This window comes from Streptomyces sp. NPDC052721 (genome assembly GCF_040678315.1).
Classification (GTDB): Bacteria; Actinomycetota; Actinomycetes; order Streptomycetales; family Streptomycetaceae; genus Streptomyces.
In genome coordinates, this window is sequence record NZ_JBFATL010000051.1 from 25,583 (window position 1) to 48,087 (window position 22,505).

Annotated in this window: 19 protein-coding genes and 1 pseudogene; 8 read left to right on the plus strand and 12 right to left on the minus strand. The window is 73.7% G+C overall.

Features of this window, described 5'->3' with window-relative positions; translation table 11 throughout:
- Positions 1-144 precede the first annotated feature (144 nt).
- Entirely contained in the window at positions 145-2,808 is a 2,664-nt protein-coding gene (locus AB0L21_RS34235; protein WP_365788202.1) for a hypothetical protein, read from the plus strand.
- A gap of 39 nt (positions 2,809-2,847) precedes the next feature.
- Here the strand turns inward: AB0L21_RS34235 and AB0L21_RS34240 are convergent, their stop codons facing one another.
- The 4 genes from AB0L21_RS34240 to AB0L21_RS34255 all read right to left on the minus strand — a co-directional run bounded on the left by AB0L21_RS34240 (position 2,848) and on the right by AB0L21_RS34255 (position 7,633).
- Positions 2,848-5,286 carry a right-handed parallel beta-helix repeat-containing protein gene (locus AB0L21_RS34240; RefSeq protein WP_365788184.1) on the minus strand — a complete coding sequence of 813 codons (2,439 nt, stop codon included), beginning with the start codon at positions 5,284-5,286 and terminating at the stop codon, positions 2,848-2,850.
- 231 nt (positions 5,287-5,517) lie between these two features.
- On the minus strand, positions 5,518-6,123 hold the full coding sequence (locus AB0L21_RS34245; RefSeq protein WP_365788185.1) for a hypothetical protein: 606 nt from the start codon (positions 6,121-6,123) through the stop codon (positions 5,518-5,520).
- A gap of 203 nt (positions 6,124-6,326) precedes the next feature.
- A complete protein-coding gene (locus tag AB0L21_RS34250) occupies positions 6,327-7,151 on the minus strand; it encodes an MOSC N-terminal beta barrel domain-containing protein (RefSeq protein WP_365709322.1) in 825 nt (274 codons plus the stop codon).
- 44 nt (positions 7,152-7,195) lie between these two features.
- Positions 7,196-7,633: a DUF6643 family protein gene (locus AB0L21_RS34255; RefSeq protein ID WP_365788186.1), complete on the minus strand. Its 438-nt coding sequence runs from the start codon at positions 7,631-7,633 to the stop codon at positions 7,196-7,198.
- 294 nt (positions 7,634-7,927) lie between these two features.
- Between AB0L21_RS34255 and AB0L21_RS34260 the strand changes: the two genes are divergently transcribed.
- Positions 7,928-9,151, plus strand: a complete 1,224-nt coding sequence (locus AB0L21_RS34260) for a TerD family protein (protein ID WP_365788187.1) — start codon at positions 7,928-7,930, stop codon at positions 9,149-9,151.
- A 7-nt stretch (positions 9,152-9,158) separates the two neighbouring features.
- Here AB0L21_RS34260 and AB0L21_RS34265 read toward each other — a convergent pair whose 3' ends face one another.
- Positions 9,159-10,352 (minus strand): glycosyltransferase, encoded by a 1,194-nt coding sequence (locus tag AB0L21_RS34265; protein ID WP_365709316.1) that lies wholly within the window; start codon positions 10,350-10,352, stop codon positions 9,159-9,161.
- 39 nt (positions 10,353-10,391) lie between these two features.
- On the opposite strand from AB0L21_RS34265, the gene AB0L21_RS34270 reads away from it, so the two are divergent.
- Both AB0L21_RS34270 and AB0L21_RS34275 read left to right on the plus strand, forming a co-directional pair.
- Positions 10,392-11,177 carry an aspartate/glutamate racemase family protein gene (locus AB0L21_RS34270; protein ID WP_365709314.1) on the plus strand — a complete coding sequence of 262 codons (786 nt, stop codon included), beginning with the start codon at positions 10,392-10,394 and terminating at the stop codon, positions 11,175-11,177.
- A gap of 105 nt (positions 11,178-11,282) precedes the next feature.
- Entirely contained in the window at positions 11,283-11,828 is a 546-nt protein-coding gene (locus AB0L21_RS34275) for a hypothetical protein (RefSeq protein ID WP_365709312.1), read from the plus strand.
- Positions 11,829-11,888: 60 nt separating this feature from the next.
- Here AB0L21_RS34275 and AB0L21_RS34280 read toward each other — a convergent pair whose 3' ends face one another.
- Complete coding sequence (locus AB0L21_RS34280) at positions 11,889-12,860, minus strand: O-antigen polymerase (RefSeq protein WP_365788203.1); 972 nt, start codon at positions 12,858-12,860, stop codon at positions 11,889-11,891.
- A 347-nt stretch (positions 12,861-13,207) separates the two neighbouring features.
- Between AB0L21_RS34280 and lnt the strand changes: the two genes are divergently transcribed.
- The 4 genes from lnt to AB0L21_RS34300 all read left to right on the plus strand — a co-directional run bounded on the left by lnt (position 13,208) and on the right by AB0L21_RS34300 (position 18,274).
- Positions 13,208-14,821, plus strand: coding sequence for an apolipoprotein N-acyltransferase (gene lnt / locus AB0L21_RS34285; protein WP_365788188.1), 1,614 nt, complete (start codon positions 13,208-13,210; stop codon positions 14,819-14,821).
- Between the two features lie 101 nt (positions 14,822-14,922).
- On the plus strand, positions 14,923-15,402 hold the full coding sequence (locus AB0L21_RS34290) for an NUDIX domain-containing protein (protein WP_365709308.1): 480 nt from the start codon (positions 14,923-14,925) through the stop codon (positions 15,400-15,402).
- A 54-nt stretch (positions 15,403-15,456) separates the two neighbouring features.
- A complete protein-coding gene (locus tag AB0L21_RS34295) occupies positions 15,457-16,278 on the plus strand; it encodes a 3-hydroxybutyrate dehydrogenase (protein ID WP_365788189.1) in 822 nt (273 codons plus the stop codon).
- Positions 16,279-16,354: 76 nt separating this feature from the next.
- Positions 16,355-18,274: a GAF domain-containing protein gene (locus tag AB0L21_RS34300; RefSeq protein ID WP_365788190.1), complete on the plus strand. Its 1,920-nt coding sequence runs from the start codon at positions 16,355-16,357 to the stop codon at positions 18,272-18,274.
- 81 nt (positions 18,275-18,355) lie between these two features.
- Here AB0L21_RS34300 and AB0L21_RS34305 read toward each other — a convergent pair whose 3' ends face one another.
- The 6 genes and pseudogenes from AB0L21_RS34305 to AB0L21_RS34330 form a co-directional block, all read right to left on the minus strand.
- A complete protein-coding gene (locus tag AB0L21_RS34305; protein ID WP_365709302.1) occupies positions 18,356-19,732 on the minus strand; it encodes an MFS transporter in 1,377 nt (458 codons plus the stop codon).
- A gap of 290 nt (positions 19,733-20,022) precedes the next feature.
- Positions 20,023-20,457 (minus strand): class I SAM-dependent methyltransferase, encoded by a 435-nt coding sequence (locus AB0L21_RS34310; RefSeq protein ID WP_365788191.1) that lies wholly within the window; start codon positions 20,455-20,457, stop codon positions 20,023-20,025.
- 86 nt (positions 20,458-20,543) lie between these two features.
- On the minus strand, positions 20,544-21,716 hold the full coding sequence (locus AB0L21_RS34315; RefSeq protein WP_365788192.1) for a GTP-binding protein: 1,173 nt from the start codon (positions 21,714-21,716) through the stop codon (positions 20,544-20,546).
- Positions 21,717-21,727: 11 nt separating this feature from the next.
- Positions 21,728-21,898 (minus strand): 50S ribosomal protein L32, encoded by a 171-nt coding sequence (gene rpmF / locus AB0L21_RS34320; protein ID WP_365788193.1) that lies wholly within the window; start codon positions 21,896-21,898, stop codon positions 21,728-21,730.
- A gap of 54 nt (positions 21,899-21,952) precedes the next feature.
- A pseudogene (locus AB0L21_RS34325) lies at positions 21,953-22,295 on the minus strand (metalloregulator ArsR/SmtB family transcription factor).
- Positions 22,282-22,416, minus strand: a complete 135-nt coding sequence (locus AB0L21_RS34330) for a hypothetical protein (RefSeq protein ID WP_365788194.1) — start codon at positions 22,414-22,416, stop codon at positions 22,282-22,284. Before AB0L21_RS34330 ends, AB0L21_RS34325 begins: the two are co-directional and overlap by 14 nt.
- Between the last annotated feature and the right edge of the window lie 89 nt (positions 22,417-22,505).

Here is a 22,505-nt window from a genome sequence, read left to right on the forward strand (position 1 = left end):
CCTGAAGCGCGCACGACACAGACGTCAGGGCGTCACGGGGGAAGTGCGAGAACAGTGGAACGCGCGCAGGAACGCCCGGCGGGGCAGCGGGAGAAGCGCCCGGCCGGGCCGTACGCGAGCCGGCGGGAGCCGCCGGAGACCGAGCTGGAACTGCTGGTGCACGGCGTCGGCGGGACCACGCCGGAAAAGATGCTCGGCGACCCGCGCACGGTCCGGGTGACCGGCGACGACACGGCCGCCGTCTTCCGGCGCGCCGAGGACACCGAGGCGGCCCCGGACGGGAGAGGCGCCGGGGGAGAGGCGGGGGCAGAGCGCGGGCGCGCGCCCCGGAGCGGACCGGTCCGGGAGGCGTACGTCTGGTGCAACCTCACCTCCGGCGACGGCAGCCGCGCCCTGTGGCTGTTGCTGCTGCCGTTCATGGTGGTGAACCTCGCCCACTGGATGCGCCCCGCCGCACCCGGCCGGCCACGCACCGTCCGGCTCTACGGCCTCCTGGTGCGCCTGACCGCCCTCACCCTGACCGTGCTGCTGGTGGCCGCCGCCTGCGAGGTGGCGCTCGACCTGGTCGCCTGGCAGTGCGCGGGCGTCCAGGCCTGCGTGCGCCGCCACTCCTGGCTGGACTTCCTGTCACCCGCCGCCGGCGGCTGGTGGAGCGCCCCCGGCCGCCGGCTGGCCCTCGCGGCGGCGCTGCCGACCACGCTGACCGGCCTGCTGTGGTACCTCTCGCACCGCACCTGGAGCGCCTACGAGTCCCACCGGCCGCTGACCCCCGACGCGGGGCCGGCCAACGACGACCAGATGCCGACCGGCGACGGACCGGGGCCGACCAACGACGACGAGGTGCCGGCCGGCGACGGACCGCAGCCGGCCAATGACGACCAGGTGTCGGCCGGCGACGGACCGGGGCCGACCCACGACGACCAGGTGCCGACCGGCGACGGACCGGAGCCGACCCACGACGACCAGGTGCCGGCCGGCGACGGACCGCAGCCGGCCAGCGGTGCGCCTCGGCCGGCCGGCGAGGGACCGCAGCCCGCCGGCGACGGGTCCGCTTCGGCCGGCGGTGGGTCGGGGCCGGGGAGCGGCGGATCCGTCCCGGACAGGCGCGGACCGGAGCCGGACAGCGACGAGCCCGAGCCCGCCGTCCACGGCAGTGCGCTGGCCCGGCCCGGCTTCTGGTACGGGCGCCGCCTGGTCGCCCGGCTGCGCGCGGCGCACACCGCGGCCGGCCTGCTCACAGTGGCCGCCGCCGTCACCACCCCGGCCGCCCGCTTCGACCACCGGCCCGGCGGCCCCGCAGTCCTGGACGCCCTCGGCCTGCTGCTGGCCGCGGCCCTGCTCGTCTGCGGGGCGGCGGTGGTCGCGGTGGTCTGCCGCCGGGGCCGCAGCGAGAGGCGGCTCGACCAGCGGCTCGACCGGCACCTCGCGCGCTGCCTGCCGCTCGCCGCGCTCGCCCTGCTGCTGCTCGGGCTGGTGTACGCCGGCTGGTCCCGGCCCGGCTGGCAGTCCACCGGCCGGCTGCCCGGCGACCCGTCCTTCGGCGCCCTCATGCTGGCCCAGGGCCTCCTCGTCGTCGCTCTCGCCGCCGTGGCCGGATACCTGCACCGGCGCCGTCCCGATCCGCGCGCCGGAATGCGCGGCCTCGGCGGGCCCGCCGTCGCCCTGCTCGGCTGCGCGCTGGGCGGCGTGATCTCCGGCGGGGTCGCCCAGCGCGTCGCCGACTGGCTGGACGGCACCCGCGCCGTGCTCACCGGGCCGCCGGTCCTGCTGACCTGGCAGGCGTCCGTCATCCCGCCGCTCCTCGCGGTCCTGCTGCTCCTGGCCGCCGGGCTCGCCCTGAACACCGCCCGGCTCGCCCGCGCCGAACGCGACCGGGTCCGCCGCGAGCACCCCGGCGAGCCCGAGGACCCGGCCCGTACCCGCGCCATCGCGCACGCCCGGGCCATGGCCACCCTCACCGACCGGATGCCGCTCGTCGTCGCCGTACTCACCGCCACCACCCTGGTCCTCGGCTCCGCGGCGCTGACCGGTGCCCTGGCCACGCGGAAGACGCCCGACGGGGCGGCCCACCGCACCCACCACCTCGTCCAGGCCGTGGCCGAGACCTCGCAGGCGCTGGGCTCCTGGCTCGTCGGTGTCGGCTTCCTGCTGTTCGTCACCTGGGGCAGGCGCGCCTACAAGGACGCCTCGGCGCGGCGCACCATCGGCATCCTGTGGGACGTCGGCACCTTCTGGCCGCGTGCCGCCCACCCCTTCGCGCCGCCCTGCTACGCCGAGCGCGCGGTGCCGGACCTGACCTGGCGCATGGCCACCTGGACCCGGCGCACCGGGGGCCGGCTGGTGCTGTCCGGCCACTCCCAGGGCAGCGTCCTCGCCGCCGCCGCGGCCTGGCAGCTGCCGCCGTCCGTACGCGGGCGGGTCGCCCTGCTCACCTACGGCTCCCCGCTGGAGCGCCTGTACGGCCGCTGGTTCCCGGCCCACTTCGGCCCGCCGGCCCTGGCCGCGCTGCACCACGACATCGACTGCTGGCGCAACCTCTACCGGCGCACCGACCCCATCGGCGGCCCCGTCCGCGTCTCCGACGACACCACCCCCGACGTGGACCACGAGCCGCTGCGGGACCCCCTCGTCTACGGCCGCACCCCGGACCACCCGCTGCCGGCCCCGATCCTCGGCCACTCCGACTACCAGTCGGACCCCGCCTTCACCCACGAACGGGCCCGTCTGCTGACCCGCCTGCACCCGGAGCTGCCGGTCCAGCGCCCGGAGCCGGGGCCTCGGGCCGAGGCCGCCGGACCCTCGGCGTGACGTACTCGACAGGCTGCCCCCAACCGACCACGGGACTGCTCAGGGCAGCTCCGGCAGGTCCTCCGCGTAGAGCAGGGTCAGGTCGTCGGTGGTCGGGTCGGGCAGCTGGGCGACGCGGCTCGCGTGACGCTCCACCATCGCCTCGAAGGTCTGCCGGGCGGTGCGGCCGTTGCCGAACGCCGGGCCCTTCGGGATCGCCGTGAAGTACTTCAGCAGCGCCTCGGACGCGCCCGGTGCCAGCCGGTACTCGTGCTCGTCGGCCTGCTGCTCCACGATCCGCAGCAGTTCCTCGGGACCGTAGTCGCCGAAGGTGATGGTGCGGGAGAAGCGGGAGGCCACGCCCGGGTTGACGGACAGGAAGCGCTCCATCTCCGCGGTGTATCCGGCGACGATCACCACCACCGCGTCCCGGTGGTCCTCCATCAGCTTCACCAGCGTGTCGATGGCCTCCTTGCCGAAGTCCCGCCCGGCGTCCTCCGGGGACAGCGCGTACGCCTCGTCGATGAACAGCACACCACCGCGCGCCCGCTCGAAGGCCTCCTGGGTGCGGATCGCCGTGGAACCGATGTGCTCGCCGACCAGGTCGACCCGGGACACCTCCACCAGATGGCCCTTCTCCAGCACGTTCAGCGAGGCGAGGATCTCGCCGTAGAGCCGGGCGACCGTCGTCTTGCCGGTGCCGGGGGAGCCGGTGAAGACCAGATGCCGTTTGACGGAGGCCGCCTTCAGCCCCGCCCGCTGCCGGCGCCGGCCGACCTCGATCATGTCGGTCAGCGCCCGCACCTCGCGCTTGACGCTCTCCAGGCCGACCAGCGCGTCGAGTTCGCCGAGCACGTCCTTCGACGTGCGCTGCGGCTGCTCCGCTTCCGCCGCGGCGACGGCCGGCGTCTGCTCCGCCGCCCGCTGCCCGGGGAGCGCGCCGAACAGGCCGGCGGACTGCGTCACCGTCTCCACGGCCGCCTCCCGGACCGCGGGCGCCCGGACACCGCCGCTCTCGTCGCTGGTGCAGTCCTCCACGACCGGTCCCGTCCCGGATCCCGCGTCAGGGCCGCCGTCGGCGAACTCGTACCCGCCGCGCGCGCACCGCTCCGTACGGCACTTGCGCAGCGTCGTACGACAGCCGTCGATCACATGGAAGCCGTAGCCGCCGCTGCCGGTGACCCGGCAGTTCAGGAAGCTGCCCCGGCCGCCCGCGGAGACGTAGAAACCGGCCTCCGAGGGCGAGTCGACCGTGCACCGCTCGATGGTCGGGTCGGCGCCCTTGGTGACGATCACACCGGTCTGGGTGCCGTCCACGCTGCAGTTGTTGAGCGTGCCGCCGCTGCCGTGGTCGCGGAACCAGGCACCGGTGGCCGCCTCCCTGATCCGGCAGTCGTCCAGCTGCGCGGTCGCCCCGTCGCTCACCGACACGGCCGTGTTGCGCACCTGCGACAGGTCGCTGTCGACGACGTCCGCGCGGGAGCCGCGGTCCAGGACGAACAGCGCGTCCGGCACGTCGTGCACCCGGCAGGAGTCCAGCACCGCGGTGGCCCCGTCGCTCACCCACACCGCCGGGTAGTCGCCGGTGCTGTCGAAGATCTCGCACTGGTTGGCGTCCACCCGGGTCCCCGGGTCCCACACCGACAGGCCGTTGCGCCCGAACCGGCGGACCGTCGTCCGGGTCAGCGTGAGCACCGAGCGGGAGCGCAGGTCGACCGCGTTCTCCGGGATGTCGTGGAGGTGGCAGTCGGCGAGCGTGAGCACCGCGTCGGTGTCCAGGGTGATGCCGTCGGCGGTGGTGCGGTGCACCTCGCAGTCGGTCAGGTGCGCGGTGGCCCGCTGGGTGACCTGTACCCCGGAGCCGCGCACCTCGTAGATCTCGCATCCCACCGCCTCCAGCGAGGAGTTCTCGCCGGTCGCGGTCAGCCCGGTACCGGAGGCGTGGTGCACCCGGCAGCGCTCGAGCCGGGGATGGGCTCCGCCGCGCACCGCCACGCCCGCCTGCCCGGCCGCGACGACCTCGCACTCCTCGAACACCCCGCCGCCGCCGTCGAGTACGGCGATGCCGATGCCGGCCGGGTTGTCGACGGTGCACCGGCGCACGGTCGGGCGGGCGCCGCCGCGCACCTCGATGCCGGCGGCGGACCGCGTGACGATCCGCACGTCCATCAGCTCGGGCGTGCCCTCCTCGACCAGCAGTGCGGGCGCCGCCGCGTCCTGCCCCTCCACGTGCAGGTCCTGCACGACGGCCGAGGCCCGCACGGTGAGCGGAACGCCGTCCACCGGCGCGATCCGCACCGAGCCGGACGAGCCCTCGGGTCCACGGAGTGTCACCGCCCGCTGGACGACGAGGTTCTCCCGGTAGGTGCCGGGGGCGATGGTGAGGACGTCGCCGTCGGCGGCGGCCTCCAGGGCGGCGGCGAGCGAAGCGTACTCACCCGTGCGGCGCCGCCACCGCGAAGTACCGGTGTGCGTCACCTGGACCGTGCCCTGTGCCATGGCGTTGCTGTGCCCCCACCTCGTCGTACTGATGGCTCGCTGCCCGCCGGGGCGCTGCCGCCGGTGCCCGGACCGCGACCGTGCTCGGCCCTCGGGGCGTGAGCGCGTCCGCGCCCCTGGAGACCTGTGCGCCCCGGGGGTTCACGCACCCGCGGGTTGTCGCCGAATGCGCTTCGGCCGGTCCACCGTAGCGCGTGCGTGCACGCCGAGTTGACCAGAGCCGGAAGGCCGTCAGCTGCCGGTGCCCGCCTTGCCCCAGTCCGGGCCCGCCCGGTCCCAGGCCTGGTCCCAGCGCGCGTACCGCCGGCGGACCATGCGCCAGACGGTCAGGCGCCGGCCGCCCTCGACCAGGGCCGCGGTCAGCAGGGCCGCGCCGAATCCCGCGAGGACGGCGTGCGTCGTCGCCGTGGCGGAGTCCAGCGGGCGGGTCGTTATTCGGCCGTGCGGGTCGGTCCAGAGCCGGAAGTGGTCCCCTCGGTGCGGGGACTTGAGGTCCGCCAGGACCGGGCCGTGCCGCGGGGTGCCGTCCGGCGCGGTCCAGTCCGCGAGGACACGGCTGCCGGTCTCGCGCGCGGAGGTGGTGTCGGGGTCGGACTCCGGCAGCGCGCCGCCCATCTCCCGCACCACGGTGGCCGTGACCGGATGGCGCGTGTGCTGCTGCTGTCGTACGGAACGCTGGAGCGAGTCCTGCGCGGCGGCACCGACCAGACAGCCGGTCACGGGTGCGGCCACGGCGATCAGCAGCAGCGCCACCAGGGCCACCCACGCCTCGGCCAGATCGGTCGCGCGGCACAGCGGATTGCGCCGCCAGCGCCACAGCCCACTGAGTTCTCGCATGTCCCCACCCCCTTCCGGCCCGTCATGATCCCCGGCATCGGCGCTCGCCCCCTGACCGGGCCGGGTGAGGGCGCTTCACGTCCGCCGCGGTACCTGACGCACGCGGCCTCTCACGAATTTCTCACGCTCGCTCAACGACCGGCGCCCGCCCCCTGGTTCCCGGTCCGCCGGATCATCACCGACGGCCGTGCGCGAGCCGGTCCCTACCCCAGCACCCGCACCGGGTCGCCGACCCTGATCGTGCCGGTGGAGAGGGGCACCAGGTTCTGACCGAACAGCAGCCCGCCGCCGATCCTGCGGTGGCGCGCCAGGGTGCGCAGCGGTTCCCGGCCGCGTACGGCCGTGGCCTGGTCGGTGGTGGTCACCACACACCGTCCGCTCGGCTTCGGGGCCCGGAAGACGACCTCGCCGACGGCGATCCGCGTCCAGTGGTCCTCGGCCCACGGCTCGGTGCCCGCGACGACGACGTTCGGCCGGAACCGGTTCATGGGCAGCGGGCCCTCGTGGGCGTCCGGCCCCCGCGCTATCAGGGAGTTCAGGGCGTCAAGGGAGGCCACCGTGGTGACCAGCAGGGGGTAGCCGTCGGCGAAGCTCACCGTCTCGCCGGGCAGGGCGTACTCGGGGTCGACCGGGCGGCGGTGGGCCGGGTCGTCCATGTGGACAAGGCGGACCTCGGACCCCAGATAGGCGCTGCACCAGGCGTGCGCGGCCGGGTCGGCCGGGACCCCCTCCACCTTCGTGCCGAACACGTTCATCGGCACGGTCGCCGTCGGCTCCGGCACCTCCACCGTCAGCGGCGGCCGACCGGGCGCGGACAGACGAAGGCCGCCGCCGGCCAGAGGCTCGGCGGCGGCCAGGGCGAGACGCGGCTGCTCGCGCTGTGTGACGACCCTTCCCCCGTGGTCGATCAGCGTCCAGCGTCGGTCACCGGCCAGGCCCCAGGGCTCCACGACGGCCTCCCGGGGCGAGACGCCCCGGAACGCCTTGACCGGGTGGACGTGGATCGACTCCACTTCGGCGTATCCCATGCCGTCCATCGTGCCAGGCGGCACCGACAGCCGGGACCCGCCGGTCAGTACCCGCGGTACTGCTGGTTGTTGTACGGGTCCTGGTAGGGAGCCGGCGCGGGCCGCGGCGCGGCCGGGCGCATGGCCTCGTACCCGTTGCCCGGCGCCATGGGCCGCTGCTGCTGCTGTGCCTGCGGACCGGGATAGCCGCGCGGGGCGCTCGCCTGCTGCGGGATGTACGCCGTGGGCGCCTGCTGCAGCGGTGCGGGCTGCTGCTGCGGGTAGCCGTAGGCGGGGGGCTGCTGCTGGGCCGGGGCCGCCGGGAGGGCGGGGAGGGCCGACGGCAGGGCGGGCAGGCTGCTGCCCGTGTCGTAGGCGGCGGGGACCCGGATCGGGGCGATCTGCGGGGTGCCCCGCTCGGCGACGAGCGAGTCGTAGATCGGGGTGTCCGGGAAGGAGGCGGAGTAGTAGCCGCCACCATAAGTGGAGCGGGGGGAGGTCATGGCACATAAGTTAAGCCCACGATGTGCTGGTTGGGGAGACCGATAAGAGGGTTGTTTTCCGTGTCGGCAAGAGCCTGGGATCCCCAATACGAGCGAACTTGGCAAAAAGGGACGCAGATCCACGTTTGGATCATGTAAAGGCCGAGTTCGTCCCGGGTTACCGGCGGTTGACCGGCGATCTTCCTGTGCCGCTCATGGGCATGCGGCCCACCCCGGAATAGGTTGTGGGGGCAGGGACGACACGGACGCGGGGCGAGACCCGGAAGCCGACACGTGATGGGGGCGGACATGTCAATGCCCAAAGGATCCAACACACCGGTGCCCACCACGGCGCTGCGCGTCGAAGTGGGCTGGCGCTCCGGCCCCGGAGTTCCGGACGCCGACGCCTCGGCACTGCTGCTCGCCGCCGGAAAGGTCCGCTCCGACGGGGACTTCGTCTTCTACAACCAGCCCACGCACTCCTCCGGCGCGGTACGCCACGAGGGCAAGCGGACGGCCGGCGGACGGGTCACCGACACCCTGCTGGCCGACCTCGCGCGCGTGGAGGGCGCCGTCGAACGGATCGTCCTCGCCGCCTCCGCCGACGGCGGAACCTTCGGGCAGGTCCCGGACCTCTCCATCGAGGTGACCGACGCCGCCTCGGGCCAGGTGGTCGCCCGTTTCGACAGCCCCGGCGCGACCGTCGAGACGGCCTTCGTCCTCGGCGAGTTCTACCGCCGCCAGGGCGGCTGGAAATTCCGCGCCGTGGGCCAGGGCTACAGCAGCGGACTCGAAGGCCTGGCAACGGACTTCGGCATCACCGTGGACGCACCGCAGCACACCCCACCGCCCGCCGCGCCCGCCACCCCACCGCGCCCCACCACGGCCCCGACCCCGCCGCCCCCGGCCCAGCCCGTCCGCCTCTCCAAGGTCACCCTCACCAAGGCGGCCCCCTCCGTCTCGCTGGCCAAGCAGGGCGGCACCTCCGGCGCGATGCGGGTGAACCTCAACTGGCAGACGCGCAAACAGTCCGCGGGACGGGGCCGCTGGGGCGGCGGTGGCGACATCGACCTCGACCTGTGCGCGCTGTACGAACTCACCGACGGCCGCAAGGGAGTCGTACAGGCCCTCGGGAACGCCTTCGGCTCGCTCCACCGGCCGCCGTACATCCACCTCGACGGCGACGACCGCACCGGGGCCCTGGCGGCCGGCGAGAACCTCACCATCAACCTGGACCACAGGCAGGACTTCCGGCGCGTCCTCGTCTTCGTCACCATCTACGAGGGCGCCCGTTCCTTCGCCGACCTGCACGCCACCGTCACCCTGCAGCCGCAGCACGGCGCACCCATCGAGTTCTCGCTGGACGAGTGCACCGTCGACTCTCCGGTGTGCGCGCTCGCCCTGATCACCAACACCGGCGGCGACCTCCTCGTCCAGCGCGAGGCGCGGTATCTGGTACCGGAACGCGGATCGAGCCCGCAGCGGGCCGTAGACCGCGCCTACGGCTGGGGGATGAACTGGACCCCCGGCCGCAAGTGAACCGGGCTCAGCCCTCGTCGGCCACGGCGTCCGGGCGGGCGTAGGTGCGGCCCTTCCAGGCGGCCCCGCGCCCGCGGTAGTGCTGCACGGCCGAGTCGACCGTCATCAGCAGATAGAGCAACGCGGTGAACGGCAGCAGCGGGGCGAGCCACAGCGGCTGCCGGTAGTAGCGGAGCATCGGCACGTACGTCCCCGCCATCACCGCCCACGCCGCCGCCCCCACGAGCGCCACCGACGCGGCGCCGCCGGCCGCGCCCACGGCCACGGCCGCCGGCGGCACCAGGTACACCAGCGCGAGCCCGGCGACCGTACCGAGGAGCAGCAGCGGTCGGTGCCGCAGCTGCGCGTAGGCACTGCGCGCGACCATCCGCCACAGGTCGCGCAGCCGCGGATAGGGGCGCACGCTGTCCACCCGGTCGGCCAGCCCCAGCCAGACGCGACCGCCCGAGCCCTTCACCGCGCGCGCGAGCGCGACGTCGTCGATGACGGCGTGCCGGATGGCCTCCGGGACGCGCGCCTTCTCGGCCATGTCCGCGCGCAGCAGGACGCAGCCGCCCGCCGCGGCGGCGGTGCGCGAGCCCGGCCGGCCGATCCACCGGAAGGGATACAGCTGCGCGAAGAAGTACACGAACGCCGGGACCACGAGCCGCTCCCACAGGCTCGCCACCCGCAGCCGCGCCATCTGTGACACGACGTCGAAGCCGCCGGTGCCGGCCGCCGCCACCAGCTCGCGCAGGCTGTCCGGCGCGTGCGCGATGTCGGCGTCCGTCAGCAGCAGATATTCGGGGTCACGCGCGCGTGCCAGCCCGATGCCGTACCGCACCGCCCACAGCTTGCCCGTCCAGCCCGCCGGCGGCTCCCCGGGCGATCCCACCGTGAGCGGCAGCCCGCCGTGCCGCCGGGACAGCTCGCGGGCCAGGTCCCCGCTGCCGTCCGTACTGCCGTCGTCCACCAGGAAGACCTCCGCCCGCCCCGGATAGTCCTGCGTCAGCAGCGACGGCAGGCTGACAGGCAGCACGGCGGCCTCGTCGCGGGCCGGTACGACCACACAGACCGACGGCCACACGTCCGGGTCCCGGCGCCGCGGCAGCCGCACGTCCGTGCGCCAGAAGAAGCCCTGGCCCAGCAGCAGCCAGCACCAGGCGGCCAGTGATACGACGGTGATCCACAGGAAGGCGCTCACGGCCGCAGTCTGCCCCACCCGGCCGGCTCCCGAGGACGCATCGTCTATCGTGGCCGGGTGAAGATCGCGCTCATGGACTCCGGAATCGGCCTGCTGCCCGCCGCCGCCGCGGTACGTCGACTGCGACCCGACGCCGATCTCGTGCTGTCGTGGGACCCGGACGGCATGCCCTGGGGACCGCGCACCCCGCAGGACATCACCGAGCGGGCCGTCGCCGTCGCCGAGGCCGCCGCCGCCCACGAGCCCGACGTCCTGATCGTCGCCTGCAACACGGCGTCGGTGCACTCCCTGCCGGCGATGCGGGCCCGCTTCGAGCCGGACCTGCCGATCATCGGTACCGTACCGGCGATCAAGCCGGCCGCCGCGGGCGGCGGGCCCGTCGCGATCTGGGCGACCCCGGCCACCACGGGAAGCGCCTACCAGCGCGGCCTGATCGAGGAGTTCGCCGCGGGGGTGGCCGTGACCGAGGTGGCCTGCCCCGGCCTCGCGGACGCCGTGCACCACGCGGACGACGCGGCGATCGACGCCGCCATCGCCTCGGCCGCCGCCCGTACCCCCGACGACGTCACCACGCTCGTCCTCGGCTGCACCAACTACGAGCTGGTCGCCGAGCGCATCCGGGCGGCCGTCCAGCGGCCCGGCCGCCCGCCCCTCATCCTGCACGGCACCGCCGGGGCGGTGGCTGCCCAGGCCCTGCGCCGGATCGGAGCGGAGTCGGTCCCGGCCGCCGTCGCCGACACCACGCTGACGGTGCTGCTGAGCGGCCGCGAGGCAACCCTCCCGGACACGGCGCTGTCCTACGAGGAAGGCCGCTTCCTCCAGGCCGTCAGCCCCGTCCGCTGACCGGCGCGGAACCGGCCCGGCGGTGCGGTCCGCCGTGCCCCGGCCGGGCCAGTCACCCCGTGCCACGCCCTACCCGCGCACCGAAACCTGAGTAACCTCGTACTCATGAGGGACCACCCCGACGCCGACGACACCCCGCGCCCGGACGTCTGGACGGGACGCGCCACCAACCGGGTCCAGTGGCTGCTGGCGCTGGTCGGTGCCGCCTGTATGGCGCTCGGCATCGAGCTGGCCGTCGACTCGGCCTGGAGCTCCGGCATCGCCCCGCTCGTGATGTCGGTCGTGGGCTGCATCGCGGCCGGCCTGCTGGTCCTCTTCGGCACGCTCGCCTTCGTGCACGTCGACCTCAAGCTCGACAAGGAGTGCGTCGAAGTGCGCTGCGGGCACATGGGCCTGCCGCGCCGCCGCATCCCGCTCTCCCACGTGGCCGGCGCCGACTTCACCGCACTCGTCACCCCCCGGCACTGGGGCGGCTGGGGCTACCGCTGGCGCCCCGAGAAGGGCACCGCGGTGGTCGTACGCCGTGGCGAGGGCATCGTGCTGCGCCTGTGGGACGGCCACACGTTCACGATCACCGTGGACAACGCCGAAGCGGCGGTACGGGCCATCAGGGACCGCCTGCGGACGATCAAGCCGGGGACGGCGGCCTGACCCGTCTCGCCGGGACGCCCGCGCCAGGAGTTCGTCACTCATGGCGCCCACCGGCCTCGGTCAGAGTCTCGGCGCCGGGGGCCCGCCCGTCCACGGGCGGGCCGTGGCCCAGCCGGCCAGGAGGGCCGCGCCTGACGTCACCGTCGTGAAGCTGAGGGCGTTGCTCACCGAGGCGAGGGCGGCCAGCGCCGCGAGGGCCGCGCCCGCGGTGAGGGCGACGGGGGTGGGGCGCGGGGCGCGCCACAGCGCGTAGAGGACCCAGCAGAACACGGCGACCAGCAGGAGCACTCCGACCAGGCCCTGTTCTGCCGCCTGTTGCAGGGGGGCCGAGTGCGGTTTGCCGTCGGACAGCGGGGTCCGCGGTGTCGCCGGGCTCAGGTCGCCGAACCGGCCCGGGCCGATGCCCAGACCGCTGTTCCGGCCCGCCAGCCACAGGGCGTCCCGCCACACCCGTACCCGGTGCGCGGTGAACCGGCCTTCGAGCGCCCCGGCCAGGCCGCCGGGCAGCGCGTCCCCGGCGACCGCCCAGATCGTCGCCGCCACCAGGCCCGCCGCCACGGCCGTCCCCGCCAGCCACACGCCCCGGCCGCGCGCCGAGCCGGCGGCGAGTGAGCACAGCAGGACCGCCGCGCCGGCCACACAGCCCGCCGTCGACCCCAGCACCGCCCCGGCCGTCACGACGGCGCAGGCCAGCGCCCACAGCGCCAGCCGGAGGGCCGGTACGGCCGTCGCCCAGGCGGCACAGCACGCGGCGCCGGTGGCCAGCGCGAGCAAGGCGGCCGTGGCACCGGCGTGCCCGAGCGGGGCGGCGTACCAGGGACCGGGGGAGAGCGCGGGCAGTGTCACGGCCAGGGCGAGTCCCGCCGCGGCACCGGCGCTGGGCGCCGCCACCGGCAGCAGCGCACCGGAGACCCGGCCCGCGGCATACCCGGCGGCCACGGCGAGCACCGCGAGCAGCATGCCCTCGGGCCGTCCGCCGTGGGCCGCCGCGGTGATCAGCGACCACCCGGCGCAGGCCCCCAACAGGATCATGCCCGTCCCGTCGGACACGCTTCTTCGCGCGCTGTGGGCATCCGCACCGTACGCACCGGTCGCGGACCCCGTCCCCGTCGACCCCACCCGCCGCCCCCCGTACCCGGTCCCCCGACCTGTGGCAGGCCACGGCCGCGCGCCGGATCCGGCCGCGCCGCCGAAGCTGGGCACACCGTAACGGCTCATGACCGGTTTGGGGACGAGGTGCGGAGCAACACCGTGATCCCGCCACGTGACGGAGACCGCCCACCACGGCGAGAACAGGCTGCCCACCAGCGGCGAACGCCGGTGTACGGGGGTCCGACCGCGCTGTCGGCGGTGACGTCACCCGCCGTACACTCACCCGGGTGACCGTCACCGCAACTTCCGTGGACCAGTCGGACCAGCTCCAGCCGGGCCCCGCCTCCGGCGCGCGCGGCGGCGGGCTGCTGCGCCTGGTCCCGGCCGCCGCCTCCGCGCTGTGCGGAGTGCTGCTCTACGTCAGCTTCCCGCCGCGCACCCTGTGGTGGCTGGCCCTGCCCGCCTTCGCCGGTTTCGGCTGGGTGCTGCGCGGCCGGAGCTGGAAGGCCGCCCTGGGCCTCGGCTACCTCTTCGGGCTGGGCTTCCTGCTGCCCCTGCTGGTGTGGACCAGCGTGGAGGTGGGCCCCGTTCCCTGGCTGGCGCTCGTCGCCATCGAGGCGGTCTTCATCGCGCTGGTCGGCGTGGGCGTCGCCGCCGTCTCCAGGCTGCCCGCCTGGCCGGTGTGGGCCGCGGCCGTGTGGACGGCGGGGGAGGCGGCACGCGCGCGGGCGCCCTTCCAGGGCTTCCCCTGGGGCAAGGTCGCGTTCGGCCAGGCGGACGGCGTCTTCCTGCCCCTCGCCGCGGTGGGCGGCACCCCCGTGCTCGGCTTCGCGGTCGTCCTGTGCGGCTTCGGCCTGTACGAGACCGGCCGGCTGATCGCCGAGCGGCGCCGTAACCGGGTCGTGCGGCGGGCCGCCGCGACCGCCGCGCTGCTCAGCGTCGCCGTACCGGTGGTGGGCTCGGTCGCCGCCCGCGCGCTGGTGAGCGACTCCGCGCAGGACGGCACCGCGACCGTGGCGCTCATCCAGGGCAACGTGCCGCGCGCCGGGCTGGAGTTCAACGCCCAGCGGCGGGCCGTGCTCGACTACCACGCGCGCGAGACGCACAAGCTCGCCGCCGACGTCAGGGCGGGCAAGGTCGCCAAGCCGGACTACGTCCTGTGGCCCGAGAACTCCTCCGACATCGACCCCTTCGAGTACCCGGACGCCGCAGTCGTCATCGAGCAGGCGGCCAAGGACATCGGCGTGCCCGTCTCCGTCGGCGGCGTGGTCGAGCGGGACGGCAGGCTGCTCAACGAGCAGATCCTGTGGGACCCGGTCAAGGGGCCGACGCAGACCTACGACAAGCGGCAGATCCAGCCGTTCGGCGAGTACCTTCCGCTGCGTTCGCTGGTCGGCGCGGTCAACAAGAGCTGGACCGAGATGGTCCACCAGGACTTCAGCCGGGGCACCAAGCCGGGCGTGTTCGACATCGGTGGCGCCAAGGTGGGCCTGGCCACCTGCTACGAGGCCGCCTTCGACTGGGCCGTGCGGGACACGGTGACGCACGGCGCGGAGATGATCTCCGTGCCGAGCAACAACGCCACCTTCGACCGCAGCGAGATGACCTACCAGCAGCTCGCCATGTCCCGCATCCGCGCCGTCGAGCACAGCCGCACCGTGGCCGTGCCGGTGACCAGCGGGGTCAGCGCGGTCATCATGCCGGACGGGCGGATCACCCAGAGGACCGGCATGTTCGTGCCCGCCTATCTCGTCCAGAAGGTACCGCTGCGCACGTCCACGACCCCTGCCACCGAGCTGGGCATCGTCCCGGAGATCGCCCTGGTGCTGGTCGCCGCGGGCGGGATCGGCTGGGCGATCGGGTCCGGACCGCGCGCCCGCCGGCGCGCCGGTGCCGCGTAGCCGTACGTGTGCCGTACGTGTGCCGTACGACCGCTGTATGACCGTCGTACGACCTCTGAACCGGCCCTGACGCGGCGCATCGGCCCGTTAGGGTCGGGATCATGGCTACTCCCGAATTCATCCGCACGCTCAGGGCCACCGCCGGTCGACAACTGCTGTGGCTCCCCGGGGTCACCGCGATCGTCTTCGACGACGAGGGCAGAGTGCTGCTCGGCCGGCGGTCCGACACGCGCAAGTGGTCGGTGATCGGCGGCATCCCGGAGCCGGGCGAGCAGCCCGCGGCCTGTGCGGTGCGGGAGGTCTTCGAGGAGACGGCGGTGCACTGCGTCGCCGAGCGGGTCGTCCTGGTCCAGGCGCTGGAGCCGGTGACCTACCCCAACGGCGACATCTGCCAGTACATGGACATCACCATCCGCTGCCGGGCCGTGGGCGGCGAGGCCCGGGTCAACGACGACGAGTCGCTGGAGGTCGGCTGGTTCACGGTCGACGCGCTGCCCGAACTGCATGAGTTCGGGCTCTTCCGGATCAAGCAAGCCATGTCGGATGCACCCACATGGTTTGACCCTATGACTGCCAGCTGAAGTATGGGTGGCCACCACATGTGGTGACCGTGGGGTTCCACTTAGGGTCGGCACATGACCTCGCCCACCCCCCTGCCGGGTCCCGGCCCCCGGCCCCAGGCCCTCAGCCTCGACCTCGGCGGCCGGACCGCCCTCGTCACCGGTGCCGCCAGCGGCATCGGCCGCGCCTGCGCGCTGCGGCTCGCCGCCGCCGGTGCCGAGGTGCGCGCCGTCGACCGGGACGCGGCCGGCCTGGCCGAGCTGGCCCAGCAGGCGGAGCGGACCGGCGACCTCGCGGGCACCGTCGTACCCGTGGTCGTGGACCTCACCGACCTGGACGCCGCCGAACGCGCCGCCGCCGGTACCGATGTGCTGGTCAACAACGCCGGACTGCAACTCGTGCGGCCCATCGAGGAGTTCCCGCCCGAGGTGTTCCACACGGTCCTCACCGTGATGCTGGAGGCACCCTTCCGCCTCATCCGGGGCGCCCTGCCGCACATGTACGCACAGGGCTGGGGCCGGATCGTCAATGTGTCCTCCGTCCATGGTCTACGTGCCTCGGCCTTCAAGTCCGCCTATGTGGCCGCCAAACATGGCCTCGAAGGGCTGTCCAAGACGGCCGCCCTGGAAGGCGCCGCCCATGGAGTGACTTCGAACTGTGTGAACCCGGCCTATGTGCGCACCCCACTGGTCGAGAAGCAGATCGCCGACCAGGCACAGGCACACGGCATCCCCGAGGACCGCGTGCTCTCCGAGGTCCTGCTGAAGGACAGCGCCGTGCGGCGGCTCATCGAACCCGAGGAGGTCGCCGAAGCCGTGGCCTACCTGTGCAGCCCGCAGGCGTCCTTCGTCACCGGCACCTCGCTCGTCCTGGACGGCGGGTGGACGGCCCACTGACCGGCCCGGCGGCACCGGCTCCGGGAGTTTTCCACAGGGCTGCCGGGCCGGGTGGCCCATACGGAATCCTGTGACCATGTCCCGCGATCACCTGCAGTCGGCACCCAGCGGCAGCGCCGAGGCCCCGTACCTCGACCTGCTGGCCCGCGACGCCTCCGTCGAGGCCTACGAGCAGCCCGTGCTGCGCGCCCGAGCCGAGGGCGCGCCGGCCGGCCGCATCGCCGCGCTGGAAGAGGCCAGACTGCTCGCCCTGCGTGTACGAGCGGAACTGGAGGGCCGCCGACGGCGAGAGGCGGAGCTGTCGGCGCTCTTCGAGACCGCCCACGACCTGGCCGGACTGCGCGATCTGGACGCCGTCCTGCAGGCGATCGTGCAGCGCGCCCGCTCCCTGCTCGGCACGGACGTCGCCTACCTCAGCCTCAACGACCCGGCCCGCGGCGACACCTACATGCGGGTCACCGAGGGCTCCGTCTCCGCCCGCTTCCAGCAACTGCGCCTCGGCATGGGCGAGGGGCTCGGCGGACTGGTCGCCCAGACCGCACGGCCGTACGTCACCGACGACTACTTCCAGGACGGCCGCTTCCAGCACACCCTCACCATCGACGCCGGAGTCCGCGACGAGGGGCTGGTCGCCATCCTCGGCGTGCCCCTGATGCTCGGCCCGCACGTGATCGGCGTCCTGTTCGCGGCGGACCGGCGCGCGAGGGTCTTCGAACGCGAGCAGATCGCCCTGCTCGGCTCCTTCGCGGCGCTCGCCGCAGCGGCCATCGACACCGCCAACCTGCTCACCGAGACCCGCGCCGCCCTGGCCGGCCTGGAGCACGCCAACGAGATCATCCGCGACCGCAGCGCCGTCATCGAGCGCGCGTCCGACGTCCACGACCGGCTCGCCGAACTCGTCCTGCGCGGCGGCGGAGTCCATGACGTGGCAGCCGCCGTCTCCCAGGTCCTCGCCGGAACCGTCGCGTTCACGGAGGCCGCCGCGGCACCGGCCGAGGCGCTGGAGGCCTCCCGCGCCGAGGGGCACGCGGTACGGCACGGCAGCGACTGGATCGCCGCGGTGGCCGCCGGCGGCGAACTCCTCGGCGCCCTGGTCCTGCGCGGCCACCCCGGCCTCGACCCCGTCGACCAGCGCACCCTGGAGCGCGCGGCGATGGTCACCTCTCTGCTGCTGCTCGCCCGCCGCTCCGCCGCCGAGGCCGAACAGCGCGTGCGCGGCGAGCTGCTGGACGATCTGCTGGACGCGAGAGACCGGGACCCGCGGCTGCTGCGCGAGCGCGCCAGCCGCCTCCAGGCGGACCTGGACGCCACCCATGTCGTCCTCGCCGCCCGCCTCGACGGCCCGGCGGCCGACGCCGACGAGGAGGCCGCGGCCCGCCGCCGGCTCTGGTCCGCAGCCTCCCACCTCGCGGCCACTCGGCACGGCCTGGCCGCGGCCCGCGACGGCGGCACGGTCCTGCTGCTGCCGCTCGGCGCCGGCGACACCGCCACGGAGGTGGCCCGCCGCACCGCCCGCCATCTGGGCACGGCCGTCCACCAGCCGGTCACGGTCGGCGCCTCCGCACCCGTCACCGACCTCGCCGGGCACCCCGAGACCGTGACCGCCGCCTACGCCGAGGGCCGCCGCTGCCTGGACGCGCTGCACCTGCTGGGCCGGGCCGGGGACGGCGCGGCTGCCGAGGACTTCGGCTTCCTCGGCCTGCTCCTCGCGGGCGAACGGGACATCGCCGGGTTCGTCGAGCGGACCATCGGCCCGGTGGTGTCGTACGACGAGCGGCGCGGCACGGAACTGCTGCGGACCCTGGACGCCTACTTCGAGGGCGGGATGAGCCCGGCACGCACCAAGGACGCGCTGCACGTCCACGTGAACACGGTGGCGCAGCGGCTGGAGCGCGTGGGCCGCCTGCTGGGCGAGGACTGGCAGACGCCCGCGCGGGCCCTGGAGATCCAGCTGGCCCTGCGACTGCACCGGCTGGCGGCACCGGGACGGCACTGACCGGCCCCGCGCGGGGCCGGTCAGTAGGCCGGTGCGGTGCCAGGCCGGTCGGGCGGACGGCAGGGGACGCGACGTCGCCGCTCAGACGGTGCGCGCCTCCGCGGCCGGACTCGCCGCGGAGGGCTCCCCGCCCTCACCGTCGACCTGGGCCAGATCGCGGTGCCGGGTCTCCCGCCCGAGCCCCACCGCGATCAGGGTCAGCACGGCGGCGGCGATCACGTACAGCGCGATCGGGGTGGAGCTGCCGTAGTCCTTGAGCAGCGCGGTGGCGATGAGCGGGGCGGGCGCGCCGGCCGCCACGGAGGCGAACTGCGCGCCGATGGACGCGCCCGAGTACCGCATCCGCGTCGCGAACATCTCGGCGAAGAAAGCGGCCTGGGGCGCGTACATGGCGCCGTGCAGCACGAGTCCGACGGTGACGGCGAGGATCAGGTACCCGAACGAGCCGGTGTCCACGAGGGCGAAGAAGGGGAACATCCACAGCCCGACACCGGCCGCGCCCAGCAGGTACACGGGCCGCCGCCCGACCCGGTCGGACAGCGCGCCCCAGGCCGGGATGACGGCGAAGTGCACGGCCGAGCCGATGAGTACGGCGTTGAGCGCGGTCTGCTTGGAGACGCCGGCCGACGTGGTGGCATAGACGAGGATGAAGGCGGTGATGACGTAGTAGCTGATGTTCTCCGCCATGCGGGCGCCCATCGCCACGAGTACGTCCCGCCAGTGGTGCCGCAGCACGGAGACCAGCGGCAGCTTCTCCTGCGCGCCGTCCCGCCGCGCCTCGGCCCGCTCCCGCGCCTCCTTGAAGACGGGCGATTCATCGACAGAAAGACGAATCCACAAACCGACGAGCACGAGCACCCCGGAGAGCAGGAACGGAATACGCCATCCCCACGTGCCGAAGGCGTCGTCGGACAGTACGGCGGTGAGCACCGACAGCACACCGGTCGCGAGCAGTTGCCCGGCCGGCGCGCCGGTCTGCGGCCACGAGGCCCAGAAGCCGCGCCGCCGCGCGTCCCCGTGCTCCGACACCAGCAGGACGGCACCGCCCCACTCGCCGCCGAGCGCGAAGCCCTGCACCAGCCGCAGCGCGGTGAGCAGTACGGGCGCGGCGGTGCCGACGGTGGCGTGCGTGGGCAGCAGGCCGATCGCGAACGTGGCCCCGCCCATCAGCAGCAGGCTCAGCACCAGCAGCTTCTTCCGCCCCAGCCGGTCACCGTAGTGCCCGAAGACGAGCGCTCCCAGCGGCCGGGCCGCGAACCCCACGGCGTACGTCAGGAACGACAACAGCGTGCCGACGAGCGGGTCGGAGTCCGGGAAGAACAGCTTGTTGAACACCAGCGCGGCGGCGGAGCCGTAGAGGAAGAAGTCGTACCACTCGATCGTGGTCCCGATGAGGCTGGCGGCGACGATGCGGGGGAGACTGGCAGGGGGTGGGGGAGCGGTGGTTCCGGAGGCCATGTGCGCCACTTCCTCGTGTGCGGTGGGGACGGGTACGTGTCGGCACACCGTAGAAACATGCAGGTCAGCCGCACATGTGGCGGGGCAACATAGTTCAGGGGTTGACTGTGCGTGCGGCCACCATGCCCACTCAACGAAGGGTGGCTAGTCCGCTTGAAGCGGCCGAAACGAGCGCTGTCCGAGAGGCGCATTTCGGGGTGGTTTGACGGTACGCGAGCTACTTGGGCCAGTGCAGGACCCCTGCATCCGGGCGTCCACCTTGCTCAGCGCGTCGTGCTCGTCCTGGGCGGTCATGATGCCCAGGCCGGATCCGTTACCGAAGCGGCGATGGTCGTCCGGCGCGGAGTGTCGGTGAAGAAGGACCGACGCAGGTCGATCACGTCGGGCAGGTCGAGCTCGAACCAGCGGGCGCGGCCGTTGCCGACCCGCTCGTACCGCGTGTCGAGTCCCGTACCGAGTTCCACGACCGTGCCGGAGGGGTGCTCGGTGAGGAACTCCGCGACCCAGCGGTCGAACAGGGCGGTGCCCAGGACCGCTCCCGTCAGGCTGGGCAGGCCGTCGAAGCGGGCGAAGTCGTAGTCGATCGAGGCGACGATCTCCTCGGCCCGTGTGTCGCGCAGGATGGCGTCCGGCTTCCGGTTGTCCACCGCCCGCCCGTACAGCGGGATCAGCAGGGTCTCCTGGACCGTGCCCAGCCGTACACCGTGTTCTGTGTGCTCCGTCATGCCGGCCTCCCGATTCGGTCTCCGTCCGTACGGGATGTACCGGGCCGAACGGCGCCGTGGCTGCGTCCACCGCCCGGCCCGGAGTCTCAGGGCCGCGCCACGAGTACGGGTGGTTCGTGGTCGCAGGCGTCGTCGATGCCGTAGGTGTCCCAGGCGGGGAACGGATCGTCCGCCGGCAGGCTCTCACCGTCGGCCAGCAGGCAGTCGGTGAGCGCGGCATGCAGCGCCTCGGCATGCAGGTGCGTGCCGATGAAGACCAGCTCCTGGCCTGCCGGGCTGTCGGTGTCGCGGGCGGCGGAGGGCTCGAAGCGGGCGACGGAGCCGGCCTGCGACCACAGCCCCGTCACCTGCGGGCGGCTGGCCAGGGTGAAGAAACCCTTGGAGCGCAGGACCTGCCCGTAGGCGCCACTGTCCATCTCCTCGGTGACGAACCGCGACAACCGTCCAGGGTGAAAGGGCAGTTCGGAGCGGAAGACGGTGGAGGAGATGCCGTACTCCTCGGTCTCCGGCACATGGTCGCCATTGAGCTCCATGACCCAGCCGGGTGCCTGCTGGGCACGCTCCAGGTCGAACAGCCGGGTGCCGAGTACGTCCTTGAGCTCCACGCGTCCGTGGACGGCGGGCACGACCCGGGCCGCCGGGTTGAGGCGGGTGAGCGTCGCCCGCAGTCGCTCGGCAGCCTCGTCGTCGACCAGGTCGAGCTTGTTGAGCACGATGACGTCGGCGAACTCGATCTGGTCCATCAGCAGGTCGCTGACCGTGCGTTCGTCGTCCTCGTACTGGTCCAGGCCGCGCTCGACGAGCTCGTCTCCGCTGGCCAGTTCGGGCAGGAAGTCGGCGGCGTCGACAACCGTGACCATGGTGTCGAGACGTGCGAGATCGCCGAGGGTGGCACCGTCGTCGCGGGCGAAGGCGAAGGTGGCCGCGACCGGCATGGGCTCGGAAATGCCGCTGGACTCGATGAGCAGGTAGTCGAACCGCCCCTCCCGGGCCAGCCGGTCCACTTCCACCAGCAGGTCGTCGCGCAGCGTGCAGCAGATGCACCCGTTGGTCATCTCGACCAGCCGCTCCTCGGTCCGCGACAGCGCCGCCTCACCGCCGCGCACGAGCGCCGCGTCGATGTTCACCTCGCTCATGTCGTTGACGATGACCGCGACGCGCAGCCCCTCCCGGTTGCCGAGCACATGGTTGAGCAGCGTGGTCTTCCCCGCGCCGAGGAAGCCGGACAGAACGGTCACCGGCAGCGGGTCGTGCGCCATCTCCGTTCCCCTCAGCCCTCGGGGCGCAGCAACCCGCGCTCGTAGGCCCTGACCAGGTGCTGCGGTACAAGGTGACGCACGCCGTCGATCATGACCGGCACCAGCGTCGGCGTGGCGGCCTTCCACTGGGCGCGGCGGTGACGGGTGTTGCTGCGGGACATCTTCCGCTTGGGGACGGCCATGGTTCTCCTCCTCGGATGGGCGAGGAAGACGCTACATGAAAATGGATCCCATTACTAATGGCGGTTGCCGCGGACGTCCAGGCGCAGGTGCTCGAGGTGGTGGACGGCTTGGTCGAGGAGTGGGGCGACGTGGTCGTCGTAGAGGCTGTAGACGCTGCGCCGGCCCTCTCGGCGTCGGGTAACCAGGCCGAGGGCACGCAGCAGGCGCAGTTGGCGGGAGACGACGGCTGTTCCATGCCGACGGTGGCGGCGAGGTCGCCGACGGAGCAGGGTGCGTGCCGCAGGGTAGTGAGGATCAGCAGCCGGGAGGGGTGGCCGGGGCCTGGAGCGTGGCAGCGACGGACGCCGCGATGACGTCACGGCCGTCCGTGGCTTGCAGGGATTCACCGGCGTGCACGGGCCCGTGCCTCCCGGGGCGGGCGGATGACCTGCAGTGCCAGCGTGGCCGGCGGCTCGGCGACGCCCGGCCCGCCGGCGGCTGCCCGATTGAGCAGGTCGTCGGTGCACTCGTCGTCCATAGCGAAGCCGATCCACACGGCGCGGGCGCCGGCCCGGCGGCCTGCGGTCGAGGGTTGGACGACGATGACGTGGCCTGGTCGCAGCAGCC